Below are 20656 nucleotides of genomic sequence, written 5' to 3' on the forward strand. Positions count from 1 at the left end.
ATCACAGCTTTTTCATAACAGTTATAAGTGCCAATTCCTTCAAAGCGATTGGCATCTTGGATTCATTTAGATTCACGAAATATAAGAGCACCCCCTCATGAACAAAGAAAGAATGCCGCTGCAGGTATGGATTTTGACGCTTGCAGCATTCGCTATCGGAACCGCTGAATTTGTTATCGCAGGCATACTTCCACAGGTCGCTAATTCACTGTCGATCAGTGAAGGTCAAGCCGGTTACCTGATCAGCGCCTATGCCCTGGCTATTGTCTTCGGGGGGCCGGTTCTGACTATTTACCTCGCTCGTTTTAACAAGAAGACCGTACTGGCTGGTTTAATGGTACTGTTCATAGCCGGTAACCTGCTATCTGCGTTCGCACCGAATTACCTAGTACTGATGGTCAGCCGAGTCATCACTGGTTTGGTTCAAGGCCCCTTCTACGGTATCGGCGCCGTTGTCGCGACTAACTTGGTCTCAGAGAAAATGGCTGGAAGAGCGGTCGGGCAAATGTTCGCAGGCCTGACACTTGCCAACGTGCTCGGTGTCCCCGGCGGCACTTGGATCGGACTTCAATTTGGCTGGCACACCACTTTCTTGACCGTTTCGGCCTTTGGTTTAGTGGCGCTGTTTTTCATCACAACCGTCATTAAATCTTCTGGCCATGGTGAAGCAAAAGACGTGAAAGCCCAATTAATGGCCTTCAAGAACCCGATGCTGCTCATCAGTCTAGCCATCACGGTCTTTGCTTGGTCTGGCTTTATGACGCTTTACGGCTATTTAGCCCCTATCGCCATGCACATTACAGGCTTTGCTGAGGATTCTGTCACATGGATTCTGGTCATCGTCGGTGTGGGCTTAATTATTGGCAATACCCTAGGCGGGCGTTCATCAGATAAAAACTTACAAAAAGCCTCCATGTTCTGGGCAATTGCGATGATTGCTTCCCTTATCCTGGTTGGTCTAGCTATTGAGAACAAGGTGATGTTCATTGCTGCTGCTTTTGTCTTTGGTATAGCGTCTTTTGCCAACGTACCAGCAATGCAGTTACGAGTGATGAACCATGGTGGTGAAGGCCAGGAACTTGCCGCAACTGCAAATATCTCAGCATTCAACTTGGCTAATGCCTTTGGTGGTTTCTTAGGCGGGATGGTAATCGATAGCCAAATGGGCGCTGGCATGATCCCCTACGCAGCTATCGTTATCCCGCTAATCGGCTTGCTATTAATTGCCAAAGCCAACCGCCGGGAAAGCCGACTGGCCGCTTTGAAACCGAACTTGGGACGCTAACAAAGCCCATTCATCAATTTTTTAAAAAACAACACTCCTGAATACATCCAATGATACGCAGCCAGGCTCTAGCTCGAAGCTATCTGGCTGCAATTATGAGGACACCACAATGAAACTATATATCTATGAACATTGTCCTTTTAACGCCCGAGTTCGCTACGTTGCGGGCATGCTACTGAAATAAGGGGACTGTAATGAGCAAGCTATTCGAACAAGCACAACTGAAACAACTGGCCCTTCAAAACCTTGTTTTCATGGCACCAATAACATTTGTTATATGAAAAAGAAAAGGAGGTTTGATGCCTCCCTTAACTTATTCAGAATAAAACACCATTTAAATCTACAGAAAATTCTTGGCCCGATTGATAGCATTGATCACTTCGACCCGGTCCAAATCAGTGCGTTCGGTATCAAGTACTCGCTGCCAGGTATCAATGGCTTTTTGATAACGGGCACTCAAGAAATAGTCCGACGCAAGCAGCATCAGCGCTGAGACATTGTTTTCGTCCAACTCCAACGCCCGGTCAAGCCAAGCCTTGCTTTGCGCGGTGAAATGCTGCTTTTCCTGGTAGTAGCTGGCTGTCGCCATTGCCGAGTAAATATTAGATTGCGGCTCTGGAGCCAGTCTCTGTGCGTAAAGGAATGCGGTACCTGCATTTTCAAACTCGCTGCTGTACATGTATGCATTACCCAGCGCGTACCACAGTTCGCCGTTTTGGGTGTCTTCACGCAGTTTGCCTTGGATCTCCTCGATACGCTTTTGGTTCAGCTCCGAAGCGCTCATCAACATATCTTCAGGCAGTGGTTGCGGGGCTTCTGGACGCTTAACGGTATTCTTCGGCTCATGCCCCAAGAAGGCGTAGCTGGTGACTGAAACTACGGCGAGTACGCCAATAATTATCAGCGAGAAAGGCGTTACCTTGCGATTGTAGCGGTAAGAATGGGCAATAATCAGTACGGATGCCATGACTAACAACAGCAGGAAGAACAATCCTTGGTAATTCAGCATTCCAGAAATCCATATAACGTAGTTGAAATACCAGTTTACCAGAGCCTGTTATTGGCGCCTGAAAAGAATGCAGGATATTTAGCCTAGATCAAACCAAAAAAGGCAACGCCAATGCGCTGCCCTTTCAAGCCACTCTTTAGCGAGCGAAGGTGGCTAGATTATTGAACTTAAAGCTCAAAATCACCAAATGCGTCTTTCTCTACCTGACGAGCAAGGAAAGCAACCAAATCATCGTGGCCACCGATGTATTGGCCATCCAAAATGATTTGCGGAACAGTACGGACAACATTACCAGTCTGCTGCTCGATAAAATCAACCATTGTGGTTTTAGGCAGATCCGTACCCAGCACCAAGGTGGTGTACTCTGTGCCGCGCTCATCCAAAATCGCTTTCGCTTTTACGCAAAACGGACAGTTCGGCTGGGTGATCACTAGGTTCTGGTAGCTAGCAAGTTGCTCCATCGTCATATCAGACATGATTACTTTCTCATTCAGGTGTTTTAATAAAGGGTAAGATATCGAATTGCCTGTACCGATGACAAGCCTAGATCCAATCTAATACGCCCATCGTCTTTCATCCGCTGGCAATTTGCACAGGGATCCGCCGGCGACCAAAGGTTTTCTCAATCAACTTAAACCGGCCAGCCAATTGATACCCGCAGTAATGGCACTGCCCTTGGCTGGTTAGGTGGCAATCACCCAGTTGATACCAGTTACGTGAAAGGACGTTTTTACCACATCCAGGGCAATAGGTACTGTCACCCTTCTCATCGAAGATATTGCCGACATAGGCATAATGCAGGCCACTGGCAATCGCGATGTCCCGCGCTCGCTTCACCGTCTCGGGCGGAGTCGGTGGCGTGTCCAGCATTTTAAAGTCGGGATGGAACGCACTGAAATGGATAGGGACATCCGGCCCCAGATTATCATGCACCCAGCGGGTGAGCGCCTCTATTTCTTGCGTGCTGTCATTTTCGTCGGGGATTAACAAGGTGGTAATTTCAAACCATACATCCGTTTCATGCTTAAGATAAAGCAAGGTATCGAGCACTGGCGCGAGATGACCGCTGCATATTTTGTGGTAGAAGCGCTCGGTAAATGCTTTGAGATCTATATTGGCTGCGTCCATATGGCGATAAAACTCAACCCTAGGTTTATCGCAAATGTACCCAGCACTTACAGCCACACTGTTAATACCCAACTCACGGCATGCCTGCGCGGCATCGACCGCATATTCCATAAAGATCACCGGATCGTTGTAGGTAAAGGCAATACTGTCACAGCCATAACGTTTCGCGGCCTGTGCGAGTTGCTCCGGCATCGCCGAAGATCCAAGAGTATCTATCTGGCGGGACTTACTGATATTCCAGTTCTGGCAAAATTTACACCCTAAGTTACAACCTGCGGTTCCGAAAGACAGTACCGAGCTACCAGGGTAAAAATGGTTGAGAGGCTTTTTCTCGATAGGATCAATACAAAACCCACTGGAGCGACCATAACTGGTTAAAACTATCTCTCCCTCATGGGCCTGCCTAACAAAGCATGCTCCGCGCTTCCCCTCCCGAAGCCGGCATTGGCGCGGGCAAAGATCACACACGACCCTGCCATCATCGAGTCGATGCCAATATATTGTGGGATAAAATTCAGGAGGCTGGCGCATGATAGTCACCCAGGCGAGTATTTGTTCCTATACTTAAGATTAGTCCAGATTTTAAGACTTTATCGGTAGGTACCCTATGAATACGCGTCCACCAGCCGTGGCTGGCCGATTCTATTCTCACTCAGCGCAATACCTGAAGAACCAGATGGATGAATGGCTTAAGCCCACTCAACACCACACGCCTATCCGTGCCTTAATCGTTCCTCATGCAGGGTACGTTTTTTCAGGCAGTGTTGCCGCCGATGCCTACCAATACCTACTTCCAGAGGCCGATCGCATCCGCCGGGTGATCCTTATCGGCCCCAGCCACCGCTACTATTTCCAAGGCTGTGCCATCCCCGCTGCAGACTATTTCGAAACCCCGCTGGGTAAAATCAAAATTGACACACAATTTGTTGATAAGCTGAAGGAAATAGATGATATTGAAGTATCGGATCAGGTTCATGCCCTCGAGCATTGCCTCGAAGTGCAATTGCCTTTCCTGCAGTCATGTTTACATGACTTCACCCTGTTACCGCTCTTGACCAGTAATGTAAATCCGGCACATGTCGCCAAGCTCATTGATGCCCTATGGCAAGGTGACGACTGCCTGCTTGTTATCAGTAGCGATCTGAGCCATTTCCACACCTATTCGGAAGCCCAGCGTATTGATAGCCAAACCTGCAACATGATTGAACACTACGAGCCGACCCTCGTTCCAGAGCAAGCTTGTGGCTCAACCGGTATTAATACATTGCTACTGCTAGCCAAACAAAGGGGATACACACTTACACGTAGAACATTAATAAATTCCGGTGACACTGACGCCGGAGATAAGGAGAGAGTCGTAGGATATGTCAGCTATCTCGTTTCAGAACCTCAATAAAGGTGAGCTAACCCAACTATTGGATGTCGCTCGCGATGCAATTCGCGGTCATTTCTCTGATGATCTTCCCCAGCCTCCCCGACTTGATTTATATGGCAAGAAATTGCTCCAACCAGGCGCTTGCTTTGTTACCCTTACTGTTAATGGCGAACTTCAGGGCTGCCTGGGTACAACCGTGGCCCACTCACCACTGGTCATGGAAGTCCACAACAAGGCCCGCGCAAGCGCTTACCAAGATCGCCGTTTCATGCCGCTAGTCGAAGAGCAACTCGACGGTTTAGTGGTCGAAGTTTCGGTTCTGACCCAGCCGCAAGATCTGGATGTCGACTCCGAGCAAGCCCTCATCGATTACCTAGAAAACAACAAAGTAGGCGTGATCCTCTCGGATAACCACCAGCAAGCACTATTCCTGCCGCAAGTCTGGGAAAAGCTGCCCAAACCCGAAGATTTTATCCGCCAGCTGAAACTCAAAGCCGGCTGGAACAGCGTGTACTGGTCACCATCAATGAAAGTACAAACCTTTGATGTAAATAGTATCAGCGGTAAGTATCACTACTAGGCTATGGGCTATTCAAGGTTTTAGTATAAGGTCCAAATACAAACGCCCCTACAGATGAAGGGGCGCTAATATTGGAGCCGTTTTCTCTGCCTTTCGTGATTACTTAGTAATGAGGCCATAAGGCTTGCCGGTGAATATCTCCGGCTGTTTCTGGATAGTCGGAACAGCATTGGCGCCTTGCCAATCAAGTAGCATGATGGCAAGGACATTGCGGTGCTCACCATCAAGCAAGTCGGTACTGCCGTTCACCGCAGGCACTATACCCAAATGGCGGTTGAGCGAACGCTGTATCGCCTTGCGGGTCTTTTCAACCACCGGATCACTCTCCAAGCCAGCTAGCAAGAAGTTAATACCGACTTCCGCAATCACATCTTCTTTCGAGCGGGCAATAATAGTATCAATATTGTCGCGGTAATAGTCGTAAATCCACTGATATTCAGACTCTTTGACCGGATGCTGGTAATACTCGGTTGCGGCAAAAATGATGTGCGTCAGGCCATACACCTTGTTCATGAACTGTTGATCCGTCAGCTGATCGTCTTGGCTGTCAGGGTATGTTTCTTTAAACGCAGCGGTAAACTCTTCAACCACATCCTGCTCGCCTAACTGACGCAACCAATACACCTGATTAGCCAATTGTGCCGCCCATGCCCTGATCATTTCAGGATCGGTCGCATAGTCTTTAAAATCATAACGGCGGATCACTTCGCGCAGTTTGGCATCTTCACGGTGCTTCAAGCCATACTCATTCGCCCGCGCCATCGATCCGAGCAGATCAACACCAAGGTAAAAATACTCCGGCTTATCTTTGGTCGCTTCGTAACGTAAATCGCTGCGAACATCATCTTTATGATCATAGCGTGCGAGACGCTTTGCCGAATACGCTTCAATTTGCCCTGGGGTATGGACTTCGGCTGCAAAGTAATTCAAGCGGCTGGCAACACGGGCCATATCGGACCAAATCGCCGATTGGTATTTTGAGTCTTGGGTTTGGCGGTACATTCTTAGGCCATAGTGCCCTATCTTGAAAGCCGGGAAGGTGAAGAGTTGGCTTTCATAAGTTTTACGGATCCGCTCCGCATCTTGCTGGAAGCTAGCACGTTCAGTACTGATTGAGGCATTCGTGCCTCCTGCATTGAGGGTCAGCCCCTGCTCTGCCGCTGACTGGACATCGGCCCAAACCATCGATGAGGCAAACATTGCCCCGGCTACCAGCGAAGGCAAGATTCTCCGATGAAATACCTTCTGTAATTTACTGCTTCCCCGTCCCATTGAAGACTCCCTGCTCATTCCACTAAACATTTAGCCAGAACGCTAGCAAAGCCTTGAATTTATTACGTCAGAAAACTGTGAAATTATACTTGTAGATGTGATCGAGATAACAATAGCGATAAAGAGCGGACTAACAGCATAATCCGCAGGAATATATTCTCGTCACTCTATAATTTCACGAAAAGTTAAGTTGATACGGGGGGTGTCGACCCGCTGTGTTTTCGGTACCGCATGTTGCCAGTAAGTTTGCAGGTCTCCGGCCATCACCAAGAGCGAGCCATGATTAAGCTGATATTCTTGCTTGTCCCTGCTTTGCTTGTGCCGCAACACAAAGCGCCGCGTTGCGCCAAGACTGACCGAGGCAATCACTGGCTGCTCGCCAAGTTCAGGCTCGTTGTCTTGATGCCATCCCATAGAATCTTTGCCATTGCGATACAGATTGGCTAAAACGGAATTAAAGTTAACCCCCAGAAGGTCATTGAGCTGCTGGCGAATGACCTGCAGGGTCGGTGTCCACGGGTCGGGCTGCATAGTCAAACCAGAGTAGGTATAGACCGCCTCGCCGCACCAAGCCTGCAACCTGGGTTGCCATACTTCCTTGCCGAACATCACAATTTTTTTCTGCTGCCAATTGAGTTCATCTTCAAGTTTTTCAAAACATTTATCAGCAACAGAAGGCTCGAGAAAATGCGGGTGCCAAAACACCCGCCCCTGCGGCAAGTCCTGCCAATAACCATTATGGGTAGAGCTTGTGCTAATGACGCTCATCGATAGGTATCCATTCTTGGTGATCTGGGCCAATATAGTCTGCGCTAGGTCGAATGATCCGGTTGTGATCGCGCTGTTCAAACACATGGGCGGCCCAACCGGTAACGCGGCTCATGACAAAAATCGGTGTGAATAGTTTGGTCGGTATGCCCATAAAGTGATAGGCCGAAGCATGGAAGAAATCGGCATTGCAGAACAGGTTCTTTTCGCGCTTCATCACTTCTTCTACCCTAACGGAAATATCATAGAGCACCGGATCACTGGCACCTTTCGCCAGCTTTTCAGACCAAACTTTGATAAGGGCATTTCGAGGATCCGATTCACGGTAGATGGCATGGCCGAAGCCCATGATTTTTTCTTTTTTCTCCAACATTTCCAGAATACCAGCCTCGGCCTCGTCAGCTGTCTGCCATCGCTCAATCATCTCCATGGCTGCTTCGTTAGCACCGCCATGCAGTGGCCCCCTCAAGGTACCAATCGCGGCACAAACGCAGGAATAGATATCAGACAAGGTCGAAGCACACACCCTTGCAGCAAACGTCGAGGCATTGAATTCATGCTCGGCATACAGGGTAAGCGAACAATGCATAACTTGTTTGTGCAAGTCCGGTGGCGTTTCACCTGTGAGCATTTTCAGAAAATAGCCTGCAATACTGTCTTGGTCGCAATAGGTTTCTATCTTTATCCCATGATGGCTATAGCGGTACCAGTAGCAGATAATGGCAGGCAGCAGAGCCAGTAGCCGGTCGGCTTTGTCGTACTCTTCGGTAAAACCGTGCTCCTGTTCGAGGTTGCCCAACATCGAGCAGCCTGTGCGCATCACATCCATCGGATGGGCATCAGCAGGGATCTGTTCCAACACTAATTTCAGCGCAAGGGGCAAGCCACGGTAGGAAATCAGCTTAGTTTTGTAAGCAGCAAGCTCAGCCCGGGTGGGTAATTTGTCTTTGAGCAGCAAGTAAGCGACCTCTTCAAACTCGGCATGCTGCGCCAGATCAGAAATGTCGTAGCCACGATAGGTCAAGCCGCTACCGGTTTTACCCACCGTACATAGTGCCGTGCTGCCAGCAGTTTGTCCGCGTAGACCTTCACCGCCGAGCGGTTTGAGCGAATCAGCCATGGTGCCCCTCCCTGTCGAATCAACATTGATACGAAAATACAGTCACTTTGTTATATTCAAAAGCCTAGGTCAGGAAACACCATAAAACCACTCGCACAGTACTAATAAAGCTCTTTATTTCAGCGCGATATCTACCCACACCAAACGGTGATCAGAGCCTGCCTGAGGCCGCTCCCGGCCGCGCTCATCGGTAATTAAATGGCGCAGCGGATCTTTTTTATCAGGCCAAAATACCCCGCTTTGGAGCACCTCCAGATTGGCCGATGGCAGAACATAGTCAAGGCGCAATCCCGAGATATGGGTCCATTCACTCGGCCGCCCACGGCGTTGTTGCCATGGCCTCAAAAAGCGCCCCCCCAAACTTTTTGGCGTCATCCGCCCGGAGGACACAGTACGATGAACCCTTGGGTGCAACAGCAGATCGCGGATTGCTTTTTTCATCCCGTCACCATCAGCCATGTCGGCATTGAGATCCCCCAGCAGCACAAAACGGCTATCTGGCAACAATCCGCCCGTATTACCGTCATCATCAACGAGATAGTCGGCATTCTCAATGATGTTTCTTAGCAAAACCAGCTCATCATGGTTGCGGCGGGCATTGCGCTTTTCATGTCCGTCAAACACTGGTGGTGTTGGGTGGCAACACACCAGATGAATAGCCTGGCCTTCTATATCAACTGGCACCACAACATGGTTCTTAGAAGACAATCGAAGCTCCTCACTTGCACCTTCAGAATAATAACCCTCCGGCATCTGGTGACCTGGCAAGTCTTTCCATACCAGTGTTTGCCAACTTCTGATGTCTTTATCGGCAATGGGGAAGCGCGACAGGATCACAAAACTAAAATGGCCATGGTGCTCGCCAAACCCTTGGGCATCATTGGGCAAGGTGATCTTCCCATCGCCATCAAGATCGTTGTTCATTGCCAACCCGGTGTTCGACGGTGGGCAATAGCGGTACGGGTAAGACACTGCCGGCTGATCATGCTGTGAAACGGCCAAATATTGCTGGCAGAATCGCTCAAGCGCGCCATCATCGCCCCCCTCGCCAGGATGGTCGAACTCACACAGCATCAGCACGTCGGGAGCAACATGCTGGATAATCGCGGCAAGTTTGGAAAAGCGTTCGTGACGGGGTTGCTCCAACTGGCTCAATATCGCGCCGGGAATTGGATCTGACATGGAAATATTGAAGACGGCAACACGAACATTTGGCGGCATTGTGTTCGATGAAGATTGGTGAAATGAAGAGGTATGCAAGGGGGGGCACTCACAGCTGAATAAGATAAATCAGTATACCCACTTCTGATAAATCACTCACCAGAAATGGGTCACTAACTTGATGAAATCACTACTCTGTAAGCTGTGTGATTGCCATCCTTATTTGCTTGGCATCTGATTCAGCACGGTGCTGCACCGGGCCAAGTTCAGCCATTATCTGCTGGAAATGCGCCCTATCAATGCCGTTTTCCTGTAACAACCACAACCCCACCTCTGTCAGGGTAAATGAAGGCCGCATATGGGCTGCATGATACAAACGCCCGAGCCAAAATAGATCCCACTGACTATCACAGAAAACAAGCTCGTATTTTCCTAAAACTGCATTGAGATGCTGGCACACATCCACAACTTGAAGCCCTTCATTGTGAAGCTTCTGACGTGAAATTTGGTGGATCTCTTGCTCTGCGTAGTCATCCCAGTGTTGCCATGGATCACCAGCAGTTAACGGATTAATAAGTAGACTGTTCGCAGAACCGTCTGGTAGCGAGTATCCTACCTCAATCGGGTAAGACTGCCCGGAAAGACCGGATGCTTCAAAATCCAATGTTGCCCACATTGCACTCTCCCTGATGCGATTATGAGTACTTACCACCAATACCACGACTTCCTGTCAAAAAACTGTATGGCAAGCGATTAAGGCATTTGAATACCTTACTTAAAGGTAATAGCAGATGCCTACGTTGTACTCAATAAATGTAGTAGGAAACATGATGTTGTTGGAGAAAAAACTCAATATCCTCAATTTTGATACAGTGTTTGAAACACCGACCTCACCAAATAAGCATGTTTTAACCAAATGGTTTCAAAGAGTAATCCTGTTTGTTCGTAGTAACTCGTTGAATTACACTCAGGATATTATTTTTAAGCATTTCAAAAATCAAAATGGCACCAATTCTTGGCTTTGCGGGGTATAGTGGCTCAGGCAAAACGACCCTGCTTGAAAATCTCATCCCTCTCTTGAAATTAGAGGGGTTACGTATCGGCTTGGTCAAACACAGCCACCACAGCATTGATCCAGACAAACCCGGGAAGGACAGCTACCGGCTTCGCCATGCCGGTTGTAGCCAAACATTGCTAGCAACCAAAGCTAGGCACATACTGTATTTCGAATACCCAGAGCCAGAACGGGAAGAGCCGCAACTTAATGAGTGCCTTGCACAACTCGACCACAACAAATTAGATCTAGTATTGGTTGAAGGATTCCGAGATGAGCCCATCGCCAAGATTGAAGTACACCGACCAAGCTACGGCAAGCCGCTTTTTTACCCCAAAGATAAACACATCATTGCTTTTGCCAGCGATGAACCTGCGCCAGAAGGGTGCCCAATTCCCTATTTGGATTTGAACACCCCTCAAAACGTGGCTGATTTTATTATGCAGTGGCTACACGACGATTCAACGCAGGGGTATGTTTAAAGACATTTACAGCTTAGCCGCTCGATTGGAAACAATATCAAACCAAGACTTGCGGCGATCTTCACTGGCATTCAACACCGGCCCCAAATAGGTCGATGACTGATTCTTGATCCCAGAGAAACTCAAGATCGTATGTTTGAGCTGTTTATAGATAGGATTGCCCTGCACTAACTTATACCAAAATGGCGGGGTGTCTAAGGTGATGATCAGTTCTGAAGTACGACCACTCAACAATTTGTCTGGGACCGCTTTACCTTCATTATATTTAAAGGCAAAGCCCGGCAGGAAAGTTCTGTCAATAACCCCTTTGAATTTGGCTGGCACCGTTCCCCACCAGACAGGGCTGACAATCACAATATGCTCAGCCCAAGAAACCAACTCTTGAAAGCCTTTCAGATCGTCTTCCAACGGCATTTCATCATCATAGCCTTGCTGCAGATCCATCTCGAATGACATATCAGCAATATTCAATTGCTTGATCTCATGCTTCTCACCCGCAATGCTAGCATAGTGCTCAGCCAGTGACTGACATAGGCTCGATTTCTTCGGGTTCGCATTGATAACCAAGACCTTTTTCATTCTGTACCTCCTTTTACATACTGGAGGCATGGTAAACCCTGCCCCTAGGGGCAGAGTCAATAACTAGCCATTGTCTTTCAGCTTTTTTGTTGGGACATGGCTCTCACACTGCTGAATTATCTGACGATATTCCCCTACTCGGATGTACTGAGCTTCAAGCGCCTTAATCTGGCCTGCAATCTCTTTTTGCTTTCCCTCCAAGATTTGCAATACCTTTATCCAATTGAACCCCTGCTGATCATCTATCAAAGGAAGCAACTCTGATAACTGAATACCAAGCGACTGCGCTTCCTTAATCATTTGGATTAACTTGATATCAGCATCTGAAAAGACACGATAGCTTCCAACTCTTGAAACACTTAACAGCCCCATCGACTCATACAACCGTATTGCCCGTACTGAGGCTCCCGACCTTTTTGCAGCTTCACCTATGTACATGGCTTACTTCCCTGCTCATTAATACCTCCCTTTGCCATATTTGCTATATAAAGCCCGCATAGCTATCTTCATATACGAGAAATCACACTTCCATACACCAGAAAATCGCGCCTCAGAAACTGTCTGTCAATAAAGGGGGAGATTAATGATAATCAAACGCTTGGCTATTATCTTTTTCATTTTTGTTCACTTGCCCGTATCAGCAGACAGTGGGTTAGTTCAAATCCAAAGTCCCCATTCTGTTCCAGATACTGTTGAAAAACTAAAACAGGTGCTTGACGAAAAAGGCATGACGCTCTTTGCCCATGTCCCGCACAGCCAGTCAGCAAATGAAGTTGGTATCAGCCTTCGCCCTACTGAACTGCTCATTTTCGGCAACCCCAAAGTCGGCTCTATCCTGATGGAATGCCAACAGACAACGGCAATCGACCTGCCACAAAAAGCCTTGGTCATGCAGAACAGCGACAATGAGGTTTGGGTGATCTACAACGACCCGGCCTATATCGCCGACCGCCATCACATTGAGGGAAAGGTCGCTAAATGCGACGCTACACTCGAGAAAGTGAGCAAGGCACTGAATGCCATTGTTACAAGCGCTGTGAATAGAAAATAAAACATGTAAAACAAGCTGAAAAGTTTCATTTATTACAATTACTTATAGCATTGAAATTGATTAACCAAGTTGCGAGTCACATAACAAAAACGCCTCCCATTTTTTAATGAGAGGCGTATAAGCTTATCAATCAAATTTTGATGTTACATCTAGCGGAGAAGGGGTTAAATCGCCCAGCCACCTGCGTAGAAGGCCACCAGCACAATGGCGATGATCACGGTACCAACATTCAGGCGCTTCGCTTCACCAGAAATCACTCGGCCAATCACCAAAGAGCCAAAGCCCAGCATAATACCGGTAACGATGTTACCTGTTAGTACGATAAATACCGCACACACTAGGCCAGATAGCGCATCAACAGAGTCAGCCATATCCAGCTTGCTAACATTGCTCATCATTAGCAGACCAACATACATCAGCGCTGGCGCGGTAGCGTAAGCGGGTACCAAGTAACTGATAGGCGATAGGAACAGTAGCAACAAGAACAAGCCACCGACGACTGTTGCAGTCAGGCCAGTTTTACCGCCCGCTGCTGTACCGGCTGCTGATTCAATATATACCGCCGCTGGAGCGCCACCGACGAAGCCAGCAAAGATACTACTGACTGAGTCAGAAGTCAGTGCTTTACCGCCATCGATGATTTGGCCGTCTTTATCAAGCAGGTTTGCCTGACCGGCTACCGCGCGGATAGTACCGGTTGCATCGAAAATCGCGGTCATTACCAACGCCAATACACTTGGGATCACGATTGGGTTTAGTGCTCCCATGATATCCATGGTGCCCAGTAGAGACTCACCTTCAGCGCCGAACGATGGCATCGCAAACAAGCCCTGGTAAGTCACATTCGGGTCGAAGATCAGACCGAAGATAGAAATAGCAACGATAACCAGCAAAATACCGCCCGGCACACGGCGCTTTTCAAGGCCGAAGATAGCCGCCAAACCAACAATAGACATGATCACAGGCAGTGATGTGAACTCACCCAGCGCAACAGGTAGGCCTTCGTGCGGGTTCTGTACCACCAGGCCAACACCGTTAGCTGCGATCAACAGCAAGAACAGACCGATACCGATACCCGTACCATGGGCAATACCAAATGGCAGGTTGGTGAGTATCCACTGACGAACACCGGTCACGGTAATAGCGGTAAACACCACACCCATCAGGAATACCGCACCCAGTGCAACCGGAATGCTGATCCCCTGCCCCAATACCAAGCTAAATGCAGTAAAGGCAGTGAGTGAAATTGCGCAGCCAATGGCCATCGGCAGGTTGGCCCACAGGCCCATCAATAGTGAACCGAACGCGGCAACCAAACAGGTCGCGATAAACACTGCACCTTGGTTGAAGCCTGCGGCACCCAGCATGCTAGGTACAACGATAACGGAGTAAACCATTGCCAGGAAAGTCGTCAGACCGGCGACGACTTCCTGTTTGACACTACTGCCACGCTGGGAGATTTTAAAATACCCATCCAACCCACTCTTACGGGGTGTGTCTTCTGCTACAACTGTAGATTCATGATGAATCGAACTATTTTCAGACATGATGTGATTCCTTGTAAAATTTAGCGTCAGGCTCACGGCCTGATCACCTTGAAAAACGTTGAGCTTCCTCTCAACCCGCCCCGTCGCAATCGATTGCTTTTTTGGGGCTGTGACTTGTCCGTCACGTTAAAAATGTTGCTGACTTTTATCGACGCAACCCCAGTTAACAGAACCCATCAATTTCCCTAAATGGAATATCCCTAGAGTGAATAACCGGGGCTGGCAAGGTAAATTGGCGGCGATTATACGCTTTGCTCACCCTGCATTGTCAAAAACTTATTTTCCGGCGAAACCGTTTGCGTAAAATTTAACCTCGCTCGTACACTAATCGGCCATCTACGTAGGTTCGGTAGATGCTTCGGTCGTCTCCCAAGGTCATTAGCATGAACAATTTCTCTGACAGATCTTTCGAGCTGTCGTAGCGAAGTTGCTGAAGCGGTGTCGAGCACGGGTCAATAACAACAAAGTCAGCCTCTTTGCCTACCTCGAAGTTACCGATCAAGTGATCCAGTGACAGAGATTTCGCGCCGCCCAAGGTGGCGAGGTAAAACGCCTCAAAGGCCGACAAACGGTGCTGTTGCAACTGCATGATCTTATAAGCTTCATTCAGCGTCTGGAGCATATTGAAGGTTGTCCCCGCACCGATATCGGTACCCATGCCAACTTTCACCTTGCGCTTCCAAGCTTCCTGCAGCTTGAACAAACCGCTGCCCAGGTAGAGGTTCGAGGTTGGGCAGAACGCGATGGCAGAATCGGTTTCATGCAGGCAGTCCCACTCTTCATCTTCAAGGTGGATACAGTGGGCAAAAACACTCTTCGGCCCGGTCAACCCATGGTGGTGGTACACATCAAGGTAGCCATCCTGTTCAGGGTAAAGCTCTTTCACCCAAGCGATTTCATTCTTGTTCTCACATAGGTGGGTGTGTACATAGGTATCTGGGTATTCTTCTTTAAGTTTTCCTGCCATTGCGAGTTGCTCAGGCGTCGAGGTCGGAGCAAAACGCGGGGTGATCGCGTAAAGCAAACGGCCACGCTTATGCCAACGCTCTATCAACTCTTTGGTTTGGTTGTAACCAATTTCCGGCGTATCCAGCAGGTATTCTGGCGCATTGCGATCCATCATCACCTTACCGGCAATCATCCGCATGTTGATTTTCTCGGCTTCCTCGAACAAGGCATCTACCGATTCAGGGTGAACCGTACCGAACACCAATGCAGTCGTGGTGCCGTTGCGCAGTAACTGCTTGATAAAGAAAGTCGACATTTCGCGGGAATAGTCTTTGTCTTTATACCTCGCCTCGGTCGGGAAGGTGTAGTTGTTCAACCATTCCAGCAGCTGCTCACCATAGGCACCGACCATTTCGGCCTGCGGGTAGTGAATATGGGTATCGATAAACCCAGGCATCACAATCTTGCCCGGATAGCTGCGAACCCTTACTGTCGGCGGAATTTGATCTTTGCCCTCTTCCCACTTGCCGACCCATTCAATACGGCCGTTGTCGACCAACATCAAGCCATCTTCGATAAAACGGATGTTCTGCTCTATATCTTCTGGCTTGTCGACAACCTTGGCAATATCCAATATCGACGCTCTAATTGCTTTCACTGATTGGGTATATTCCATGATTACCTCTTATCTTTTCTGGCTGGACAGTGGTAGGGATCACCGTTCATTCCAGCGCTGTCATTTTTCAAATTCTTTCTGTTATGGTTTTAAACCTGTTGCTCGCGTGATTGCATCGCCTCTTCCTCGGCCAATGCTTTTTCACACGCTTCACATTCTTTAATTTGTTCTTTCAGCGCTTCACGTTTTTCTTTTGCGCTTTCCGCTTCATCGGCACGGTTGATACCCAGGACGATGTTCAGCCCCAGAGCGACCAGTGAGCCAGTTGTAATACCCGAACCTAGGATGACGCGCATTGAATCTGGCATATACGTCAAGATCTCCGGACGGACAGTCACTGCCATACCGGAAGCAACACCGACAGCGATGATTAGCATATTGCGTTTGGTAAAATTAATTCGTGACAGGATGCCAATCCCTGCAGAGATGATCATTGCAAACATCACAAGTCCTGCACCGCCAAGTACCGGAGAAGGAATAGTGACCACGATGCCACCCAGTTTCGGGAACATACCGGCAATGAGCATGATCACACCGGTAACAGCGACGACATGACGGCTGGCAACACCGGTTATCGACACAATACCGACGTTCTGGCTGAATGATGAGAATGGAGTTGCGCCAAATACCGACGCCAGCGCACTGCCGACACCGTCACACAAAATCCCTTTCGACAGTTTTTTCCCTGTTAATTTGGTATGAGTCGCATCACTAAGAGCAAGGAAATCTCCGGTAGATTCCATGATGGTCACCAAATAGGCTATGGACATGCCAATGACACCACTGACAGTAAAACTCAAGCCGAAAGGCAGTAACTCAGGTAAGGCGAAGAACTTGGCATTTTGTACAGGACTAAAGTCAACTACCCCCATAAATATAGCCACGATATACCCGACCATCATCCCTATCACGATGGCTGCAGCGGAGATCAATCCTTTACCGAGCTGTGACAGAACAATAACGACCACCAGCACCAATAAGCCAAGCATCAGGTTATTGATTTGGCCATAGTGCTCTTGGCCGACAAAGCCACCCGCGAACCAGTCAACGGAAACAGGTAAAATGGTCAGGCCAATTAGCACCACCACAGTACCGGATACCACTGGCGGGAACAGCTTGCGGATTTGCGGCATGAAACGGCTACCGATGATCATCACCAAAGAGCCAATCAAAGACGCGCCGAACACGCCGGAGATCCCTGAGTCCAAGCCGATAGAGATGGAAATAGCAACGAAGGTAAAGCTGGTGCCCATTACCACAGGAAGCCGGATCCCAACCGGGCCAACGCCTTTACACTGGACGATAGTAACCACACCCGAGACCATCAGGGCAGCGTTGACCAAAATCACCATTTGGTCGGTGGGCAGTCCGATTGCACTACCAACTACCAAAGGCACGGCAATAATCGCCCCCATTGCGGCAAGCATGTGTTGAAGTGCTAACAGAATCGAGGCGCCCACAGGGGGCTTGTCTTCCACGTTGTACAGTAGTTTCATTTCTGTTCCATCCGAAATCTTTAAATCGATAACCTAGCCAGAAACTCCAGGGCCCTTTACACCAAGCTCAACAGAGCCTGTGCCTGCCTACCCGCTTACTATCATGGCTGCTCAGTGTTAGATTCAGTTACTGAGACAGTCGATACCAGCCAAGTCATGACGGCGTAATTGCCAAAACACCAGCCCGGTTAAACCGGAGCCGAAAAACAAAACGGCCATTTCCCATCCCCTGGAAATGACCGCTTGCACATTAGTTACAGCTTATTGAGACCTTGCAAAATCTTCTCTGGGGTGAAGTGCCAATCACGTAACCAGACACCACATGCATCGTGAATTGCACTGGCGATGGCAGGTGCTGCACCGTTAACCCCAATTTCAGATATCGATTTCGCACCATAAGGGCCAACCGGATCATCACTTGGCACCAATACTGCTTTGAAGTCGCGAGGAATATCACCGATCTTCGGTGCGCCATAGCTCTTCAGATCGCGGGTAACAGGCACGCCGTTGTCATCGTAAATCAGCTCTTCATACAAGCTGTGGCCGATAGCACGCATGCTGGCACCGTATATCTGGCCAAGTGCCAAATCAGGGTTAACCGGCGTACCACAGTCAAGCAAGGCATGGAACTTATCTAGGCGGATTTCACCAGTACGGGTATTGACCGCCACCTCAGCGAAGTTAGCGCCGTAAGGGAAGGCAAACTCTGGCGTAATGAAGCAACCTGAAGCCAGTAACTGCCCCCACCCTGTGCCGCTTTCTGCTTTGTGGGCGATATCGAAGTAGCTCACTTCACCTTTCTTACCTTTCACCAAACCTGGAGCGACAATTTCGACATCTTCCACTGGCTCTTCGAGCATTTCAGCACCGCATTTAAGGATCTTTTCGCGCATCGCCTCGGCGGCACGCTTGGCGGCATTGCCTGAGAAGCAGGTACCGGATGAGGCGTAAGCCCCTTTATCGAATGGTGCATGGTCGGTGTCACCGGAATGAACCGTAATTTCGTCCATCGGGCAGCAAAGTACTTCTGCGGTCAGCTTGCTGATCACGGTATCCAAGCCAGTACCGATATCGGCACCACCGGAGTGAACAATAAAGGTACCGTCGGACGCCATCTTGATACGGCAGTTGGCCTGATCGATATCTGGAATACCGGATTTCTGCTGGATAATCGCCACACCACGACCGACTTTCCATTCGCCGTCAGCATTTTTAGGGCTATCCCACTCAATCAACTTGCGGCCTTCGCGCAGGATTGGCCCCAATGCACAGCTGTGTACTTTCGGAGCACTGGTTGGCATCTTGCCTTCACCGATAGCGGCTAAGATCTTCAGCTCTTGGCCTTCAACTACACGGTTCTTCTCAACCATATCCAAATGGTCGATACCCAACTCTTGTGCCATTTCAGCCATTGCCATGGTCAGGGCAAAGTTCCCCTTCGGCGCGCCGTAACCTTGATAAGCCCCGGTAGGACAAATGTTCGAGTAGTAAGTGGTTACCCGGAAATCGACGTTGTCACATGGGTACAATGGCAGTGACAGAGCAGGACCATTAGAAGGCACTGTCAGTGCGTGGTTACCGTAAGGGCCGGTATTGGCACGGAAGTCCATATCAATCGCAGTCAGTGTACCGTCTTTCTTGGCACCGAGTTTAACAGTGACTTTGGCGACGTGGCGGGTCGAGTTGCAGATGAACTCTTCCTCACGGGTATGATGGAAGTACACCGGACGACCTGTGGTCCAGGTTGCCCATGCACACACATCTTCCAGCAAGATATCTTGTTTTGAGCCATATCCACCGCCCACACGCTCTTTGACGATATGGACTTTGTTCTGTTTCACACCCAAGATCTTGGCAACCTGACGGCGAACGTGCCAAGGTACCTGAGTCGAATCGTGCATGACGATACGATCGCCATCCATGTAGCTGTAGCAAATATGGGTTTCAACCGGCAGCTGCTGTACCTGCTTGGACTCGTAGGTACGCTCGATAATCACATCCGCTTCAGCAAAGCCTTTGTCCAAATCACCGATATGGCCACGGACACTGGCGGCAATGTTCTTACGAGGGAAGCAGCCAATCGGGAAGTTAACAATCAGCTTGCCTTCACGCGGGTCGGCATTGCGGTTCTGCTCTTCCAAGTCATCCGGCGCACCAACACCATACTCGATAGGCTCGTTGTGAATAATTGGCGCATTGGCAGCCATCGCCTCGTCAATGCTCATCACAGGCTCAAGCACATCGTACTCAACGTCGATCAGTTTCAATGCCTGCTCGGCAATCTCTACCGACTCGGCAACAACAGCAGCAACACGGTCGCCGACATGACGCATTTTCTGGCCGAACATACGACGGTCTAGCGGTGATGGCTCTGGGGCACTCTGACCACCCGGAGTGTAAGGAATATCTGGGCAGTTTTCGTGGGTGATCACCGATACTACACCTGGTAGCGCTTCGGCTTTGGACACATCAAGTTGTTTGATCCATGCATGGGCATGCGGGCTACGTAGCACCTTAATGACACAGGCATTGGCTGGAATACGGTCTTCGACATAGCACGGCTTGGCCTGAACCATTTTGGCCGAATCAATCTTCGGACAGTTCTTGCCGACAACCGCCAGATCATCACGGAATTCCGGCGCGAACTGCTGGGTATATTCAGGATCGTTAAGGCGTTTGACCGCCAGTTCAACCACTTCGTAGAACTGCTGGTAACCCGCATCTCGGCTGAACAAGCCTGATAGCGCATCATCGATTTCATCGCGGTTTGGCTGAGGAATACGCTCAAGCAACTCGGTTAAGATCAACGCCAAGGCCGGATCGTTGTAGCCCGACTGCACCACACCAACATCGATCATCGCCTGCTGAACCAAACTCAGCTGATTCCACTCACCGAGCGCTTCGGCGGTTTTCACTTCCGCCCCTTCAAGCTGGGCAGCAATCAGCAAAGAGGCATTGATCAGTTCACCATTGAACAGGATCACATCCGATCCGGCGTATCCCCAACCGTCATCACTGTTGCGAACCGAGTGGTAACCCATAGAATGAAGCAATGTCTGAACATTTTCACCAAGGCGGCAGTCCAAAGTCTGAGGGCGGCCATTTAAGGTAAATTGAATCGTCAT

19 protein-coding genes and 1 pseudogene are annotated in these 20656 nt (G+C 49.2%); 6 read left to right on the forward strand and 14 right to left on the reverse strand.

From position 1 onward, the window contains the following. Positions 1-97 precede the first annotated feature (97 nt). Together R2X38_RS09340 and R2X38_RS09345 are read left to right on the forward strand one after the other, a co-directional pair. Positions 98-1285 (forward strand): MFS transporter, encoded by a 1188-nt coding sequence (locus R2X38_RS09340; protein WP_317521960.1) that lies wholly within the window; start codon positions 98-100, stop codon positions 1283-1285. Between the two features lie 109 nt (positions 1286-1394). Beyond that, positions 1395-1460 (forward strand): annotated as a pseudogene (locus R2X38_RS09345) (glutaredoxin); the annotation flags it as partial. Positions 1461-1625: 165 nt separating this feature from the next. Here R2X38_RS09345 and R2X38_RS09350 read toward each other — a convergent pair. The 3 genes from R2X38_RS09350 to amrS all read right to left on the reverse strand — a co-directional run bounded on the left by R2X38_RS09350 (position 1626) and on the right by amrS (position 3953). After that, positions 1626-2294, reverse strand: coding sequence for a nitrite reductase (locus tag R2X38_RS09350; protein ID WP_317521961.1), 669 nt, complete (start codon positions 2292-2294; stop codon positions 1626-1628). 167 nt (positions 2295-2461) lie between these two features. Next, entirely contained in the window at positions 2462-2770 is a 309-nt protein-coding gene (locus tag R2X38_RS09355) for a glutaredoxin domain-containing protein (RefSeq protein ID WP_317521962.1), read from the reverse strand. Between the two features lie 97 nt (positions 2771-2867). Continuing rightward, entirely contained in the window at positions 2868-3953 is a 1086-nt protein-coding gene (amrS, locus tag R2X38_RS09360) for an AmmeMemoRadiSam system radical SAM enzyme (protein WP_317521963.1), read from the reverse strand. Between the two features lie 76 nt (positions 3954-4029). On the opposite strand from amrS, the gene amrB reads away from it, so the two are divergent. Both amrB and amrA read left to right on the forward strand, forming a co-directional pair. Continuing rightward, positions 4030-4818: an AmmeMemoRadiSam system protein B gene (amrB, locus tag R2X38_RS09365; protein WP_317521964.1), complete on the forward strand. Its 789-nt coding sequence runs from the start codon at positions 4030-4032 to the stop codon at positions 4816-4818. Beyond that, a complete protein-coding gene (gene amrA, locus R2X38_RS09370; RefSeq protein WP_317521965.1) occupies positions 4787-5377 on the forward strand; it encodes an AmmeMemoRadiSam system protein A in 591 nt (196 codons plus the stop codon). Before amrB ends, amrA begins: the two co-directional genes overlap by 32 nt. Before the next feature lie 99 nt (positions 5378-5476). Here the strand turns inward: amrA and R2X38_RS09375 are convergent, their stop codons facing one another. The 5 genes from R2X38_RS09375 to R2X38_RS09395 form a co-directional block, all read right to left on the reverse strand. After that, complete coding sequence (locus R2X38_RS09375; protein ID WP_317522253.1) at positions 5477-6562, reverse strand: DUF3541 domain-containing protein; 1086 nt, start codon at positions 6560-6562, stop codon at positions 5477-5479. A 249-nt stretch (positions 6563-6811) separates the two neighbouring features. After that, entirely contained in the window at positions 6812-7417 is a 606-nt protein-coding gene (locus tag R2X38_RS09380) for an alpha-ketoglutarate-dependent dioxygenase AlkB (RefSeq protein WP_317521966.1), read from the reverse strand. Continuing rightward, positions 7404-8537 (reverse strand): 2-methylcitrate synthase, encoded by a 1134-nt coding sequence (prpC, locus tag R2X38_RS09385; RefSeq protein ID WP_317521967.1) that lies wholly within the window; start codon positions 8535-8537, stop codon positions 7404-7406. The genes R2X38_RS09380 and prpC overlap by 14 nt, the downstream gene beginning before the upstream one ends. A 114-nt stretch (positions 8538-8651) precedes the next feature. Then, complete coding sequence (locus tag R2X38_RS09390) at positions 8652-9758, reverse strand: endonuclease/exonuclease/phosphatase family protein (RefSeq protein WP_317521968.1); 1107 nt, start codon at positions 9756-9758, stop codon at positions 8652-8654. Positions 9759-9888: 130 nt separating this feature from the next. Continuing rightward, on the reverse strand, positions 9889-10374 hold the full coding sequence (locus R2X38_RS09395; RefSeq protein WP_317521969.1) for a hypothetical protein: 486 nt from the start codon (positions 10372-10374) through the stop codon (positions 9889-9891). A 326-nt stretch (positions 10375-10700) separates the two neighbouring features. Between R2X38_RS09395 and mobB the strand changes: the two genes are divergently transcribed. Further along, entirely contained in the window at positions 10701-11234 is a 534-nt protein-coding gene (mobB, locus tag R2X38_RS09400; protein ID WP_317521970.1) for a molybdopterin-guanine dinucleotide biosynthesis protein B, read from the forward strand. Between the two features lie 6 nt (positions 11235-11240). Here the strand turns inward: mobB and R2X38_RS09405 are convergent, their stop codons facing one another. Beyond that, positions 11241-11813 carry an NAD(P)H-dependent oxidoreductase gene (locus tag R2X38_RS09405; RefSeq protein ID WP_317521971.1) on the reverse strand — a complete coding sequence of 191 codons (573 nt, stop codon included), beginning with the start codon at positions 11811-11813 and terminating at the stop codon, positions 11241-11243. 63 nt (positions 11814-11876) lie between these two features. Beyond that, positions 11877-12251, reverse strand: coding sequence for a MerR family transcriptional regulator (locus R2X38_RS09410; protein ID WP_317521972.1), 375 nt, complete (start codon positions 12249-12251; stop codon positions 11877-11879). A 145-nt stretch (positions 12252-12396) separates the two neighbouring features. Here R2X38_RS09410 and R2X38_RS09415 point away from each other — a divergent pair, with 145 nt between their 5' ends. Further along, on the forward strand, positions 12397-12864 hold the full coding sequence (locus R2X38_RS09415; protein ID WP_317521973.1) for a DUF302 domain-containing protein: 468 nt from the start codon (positions 12397-12399) through the stop codon (positions 12862-12864). 164 nt (positions 12865-13028) lie between these two features. Here R2X38_RS09415 and R2X38_RS09420 read toward each other — a convergent pair whose 3' ends face one another. The 4 genes from R2X38_RS09420 to R2X38_RS09435 all read right to left on the reverse strand — a co-directional run bounded on the left by R2X38_RS09420 (position 13029) and on the right by R2X38_RS09435 (position 20656). Next, complete coding sequence (locus tag R2X38_RS09420) at positions 13029-14411, reverse strand: NCS2 family permease (RefSeq protein WP_317521974.1); 1383 nt, start codon at positions 14409-14411, stop codon at positions 13029-13031. Positions 14412-14718: 307 nt separating this feature from the next. After that, positions 14719-16035, reverse strand: a complete 1317-nt coding sequence (gene guaD, locus R2X38_RS09425; RefSeq protein WP_317521975.1) for a guanine deaminase — start codon at positions 16033-16035, stop codon at positions 14719-14721. Positions 16036-16124: 89 nt separating this feature from the next. Next, complete coding sequence (locus R2X38_RS09430; protein ID WP_317521976.1) at positions 16125-17531, reverse strand: nucleobase:cation symporter-2 family protein; 1407 nt, start codon at positions 17529-17531, stop codon at positions 16125-16127. Between the two features lie 254 nt (positions 17532-17785). After that, on the reverse strand, positions 17786-20656 hold the full coding sequence (locus tag R2X38_RS09435; RefSeq protein WP_317521977.1) for a molybdopterin-dependent oxidoreductase Mo/Fe-S-binding subunit: 2871 nt from the start codon (positions 20654-20656) through the stop codon (positions 17786-17788).

Source organism: Photobacterium rosenbergii (genome assembly GCF_033022775.1).
Classification (GTDB): Bacteria; Pseudomonadota; Gammaproteobacteria; order Enterobacterales; family Vibrionaceae; genus Photobacterium; species Photobacterium rosenbergii_A.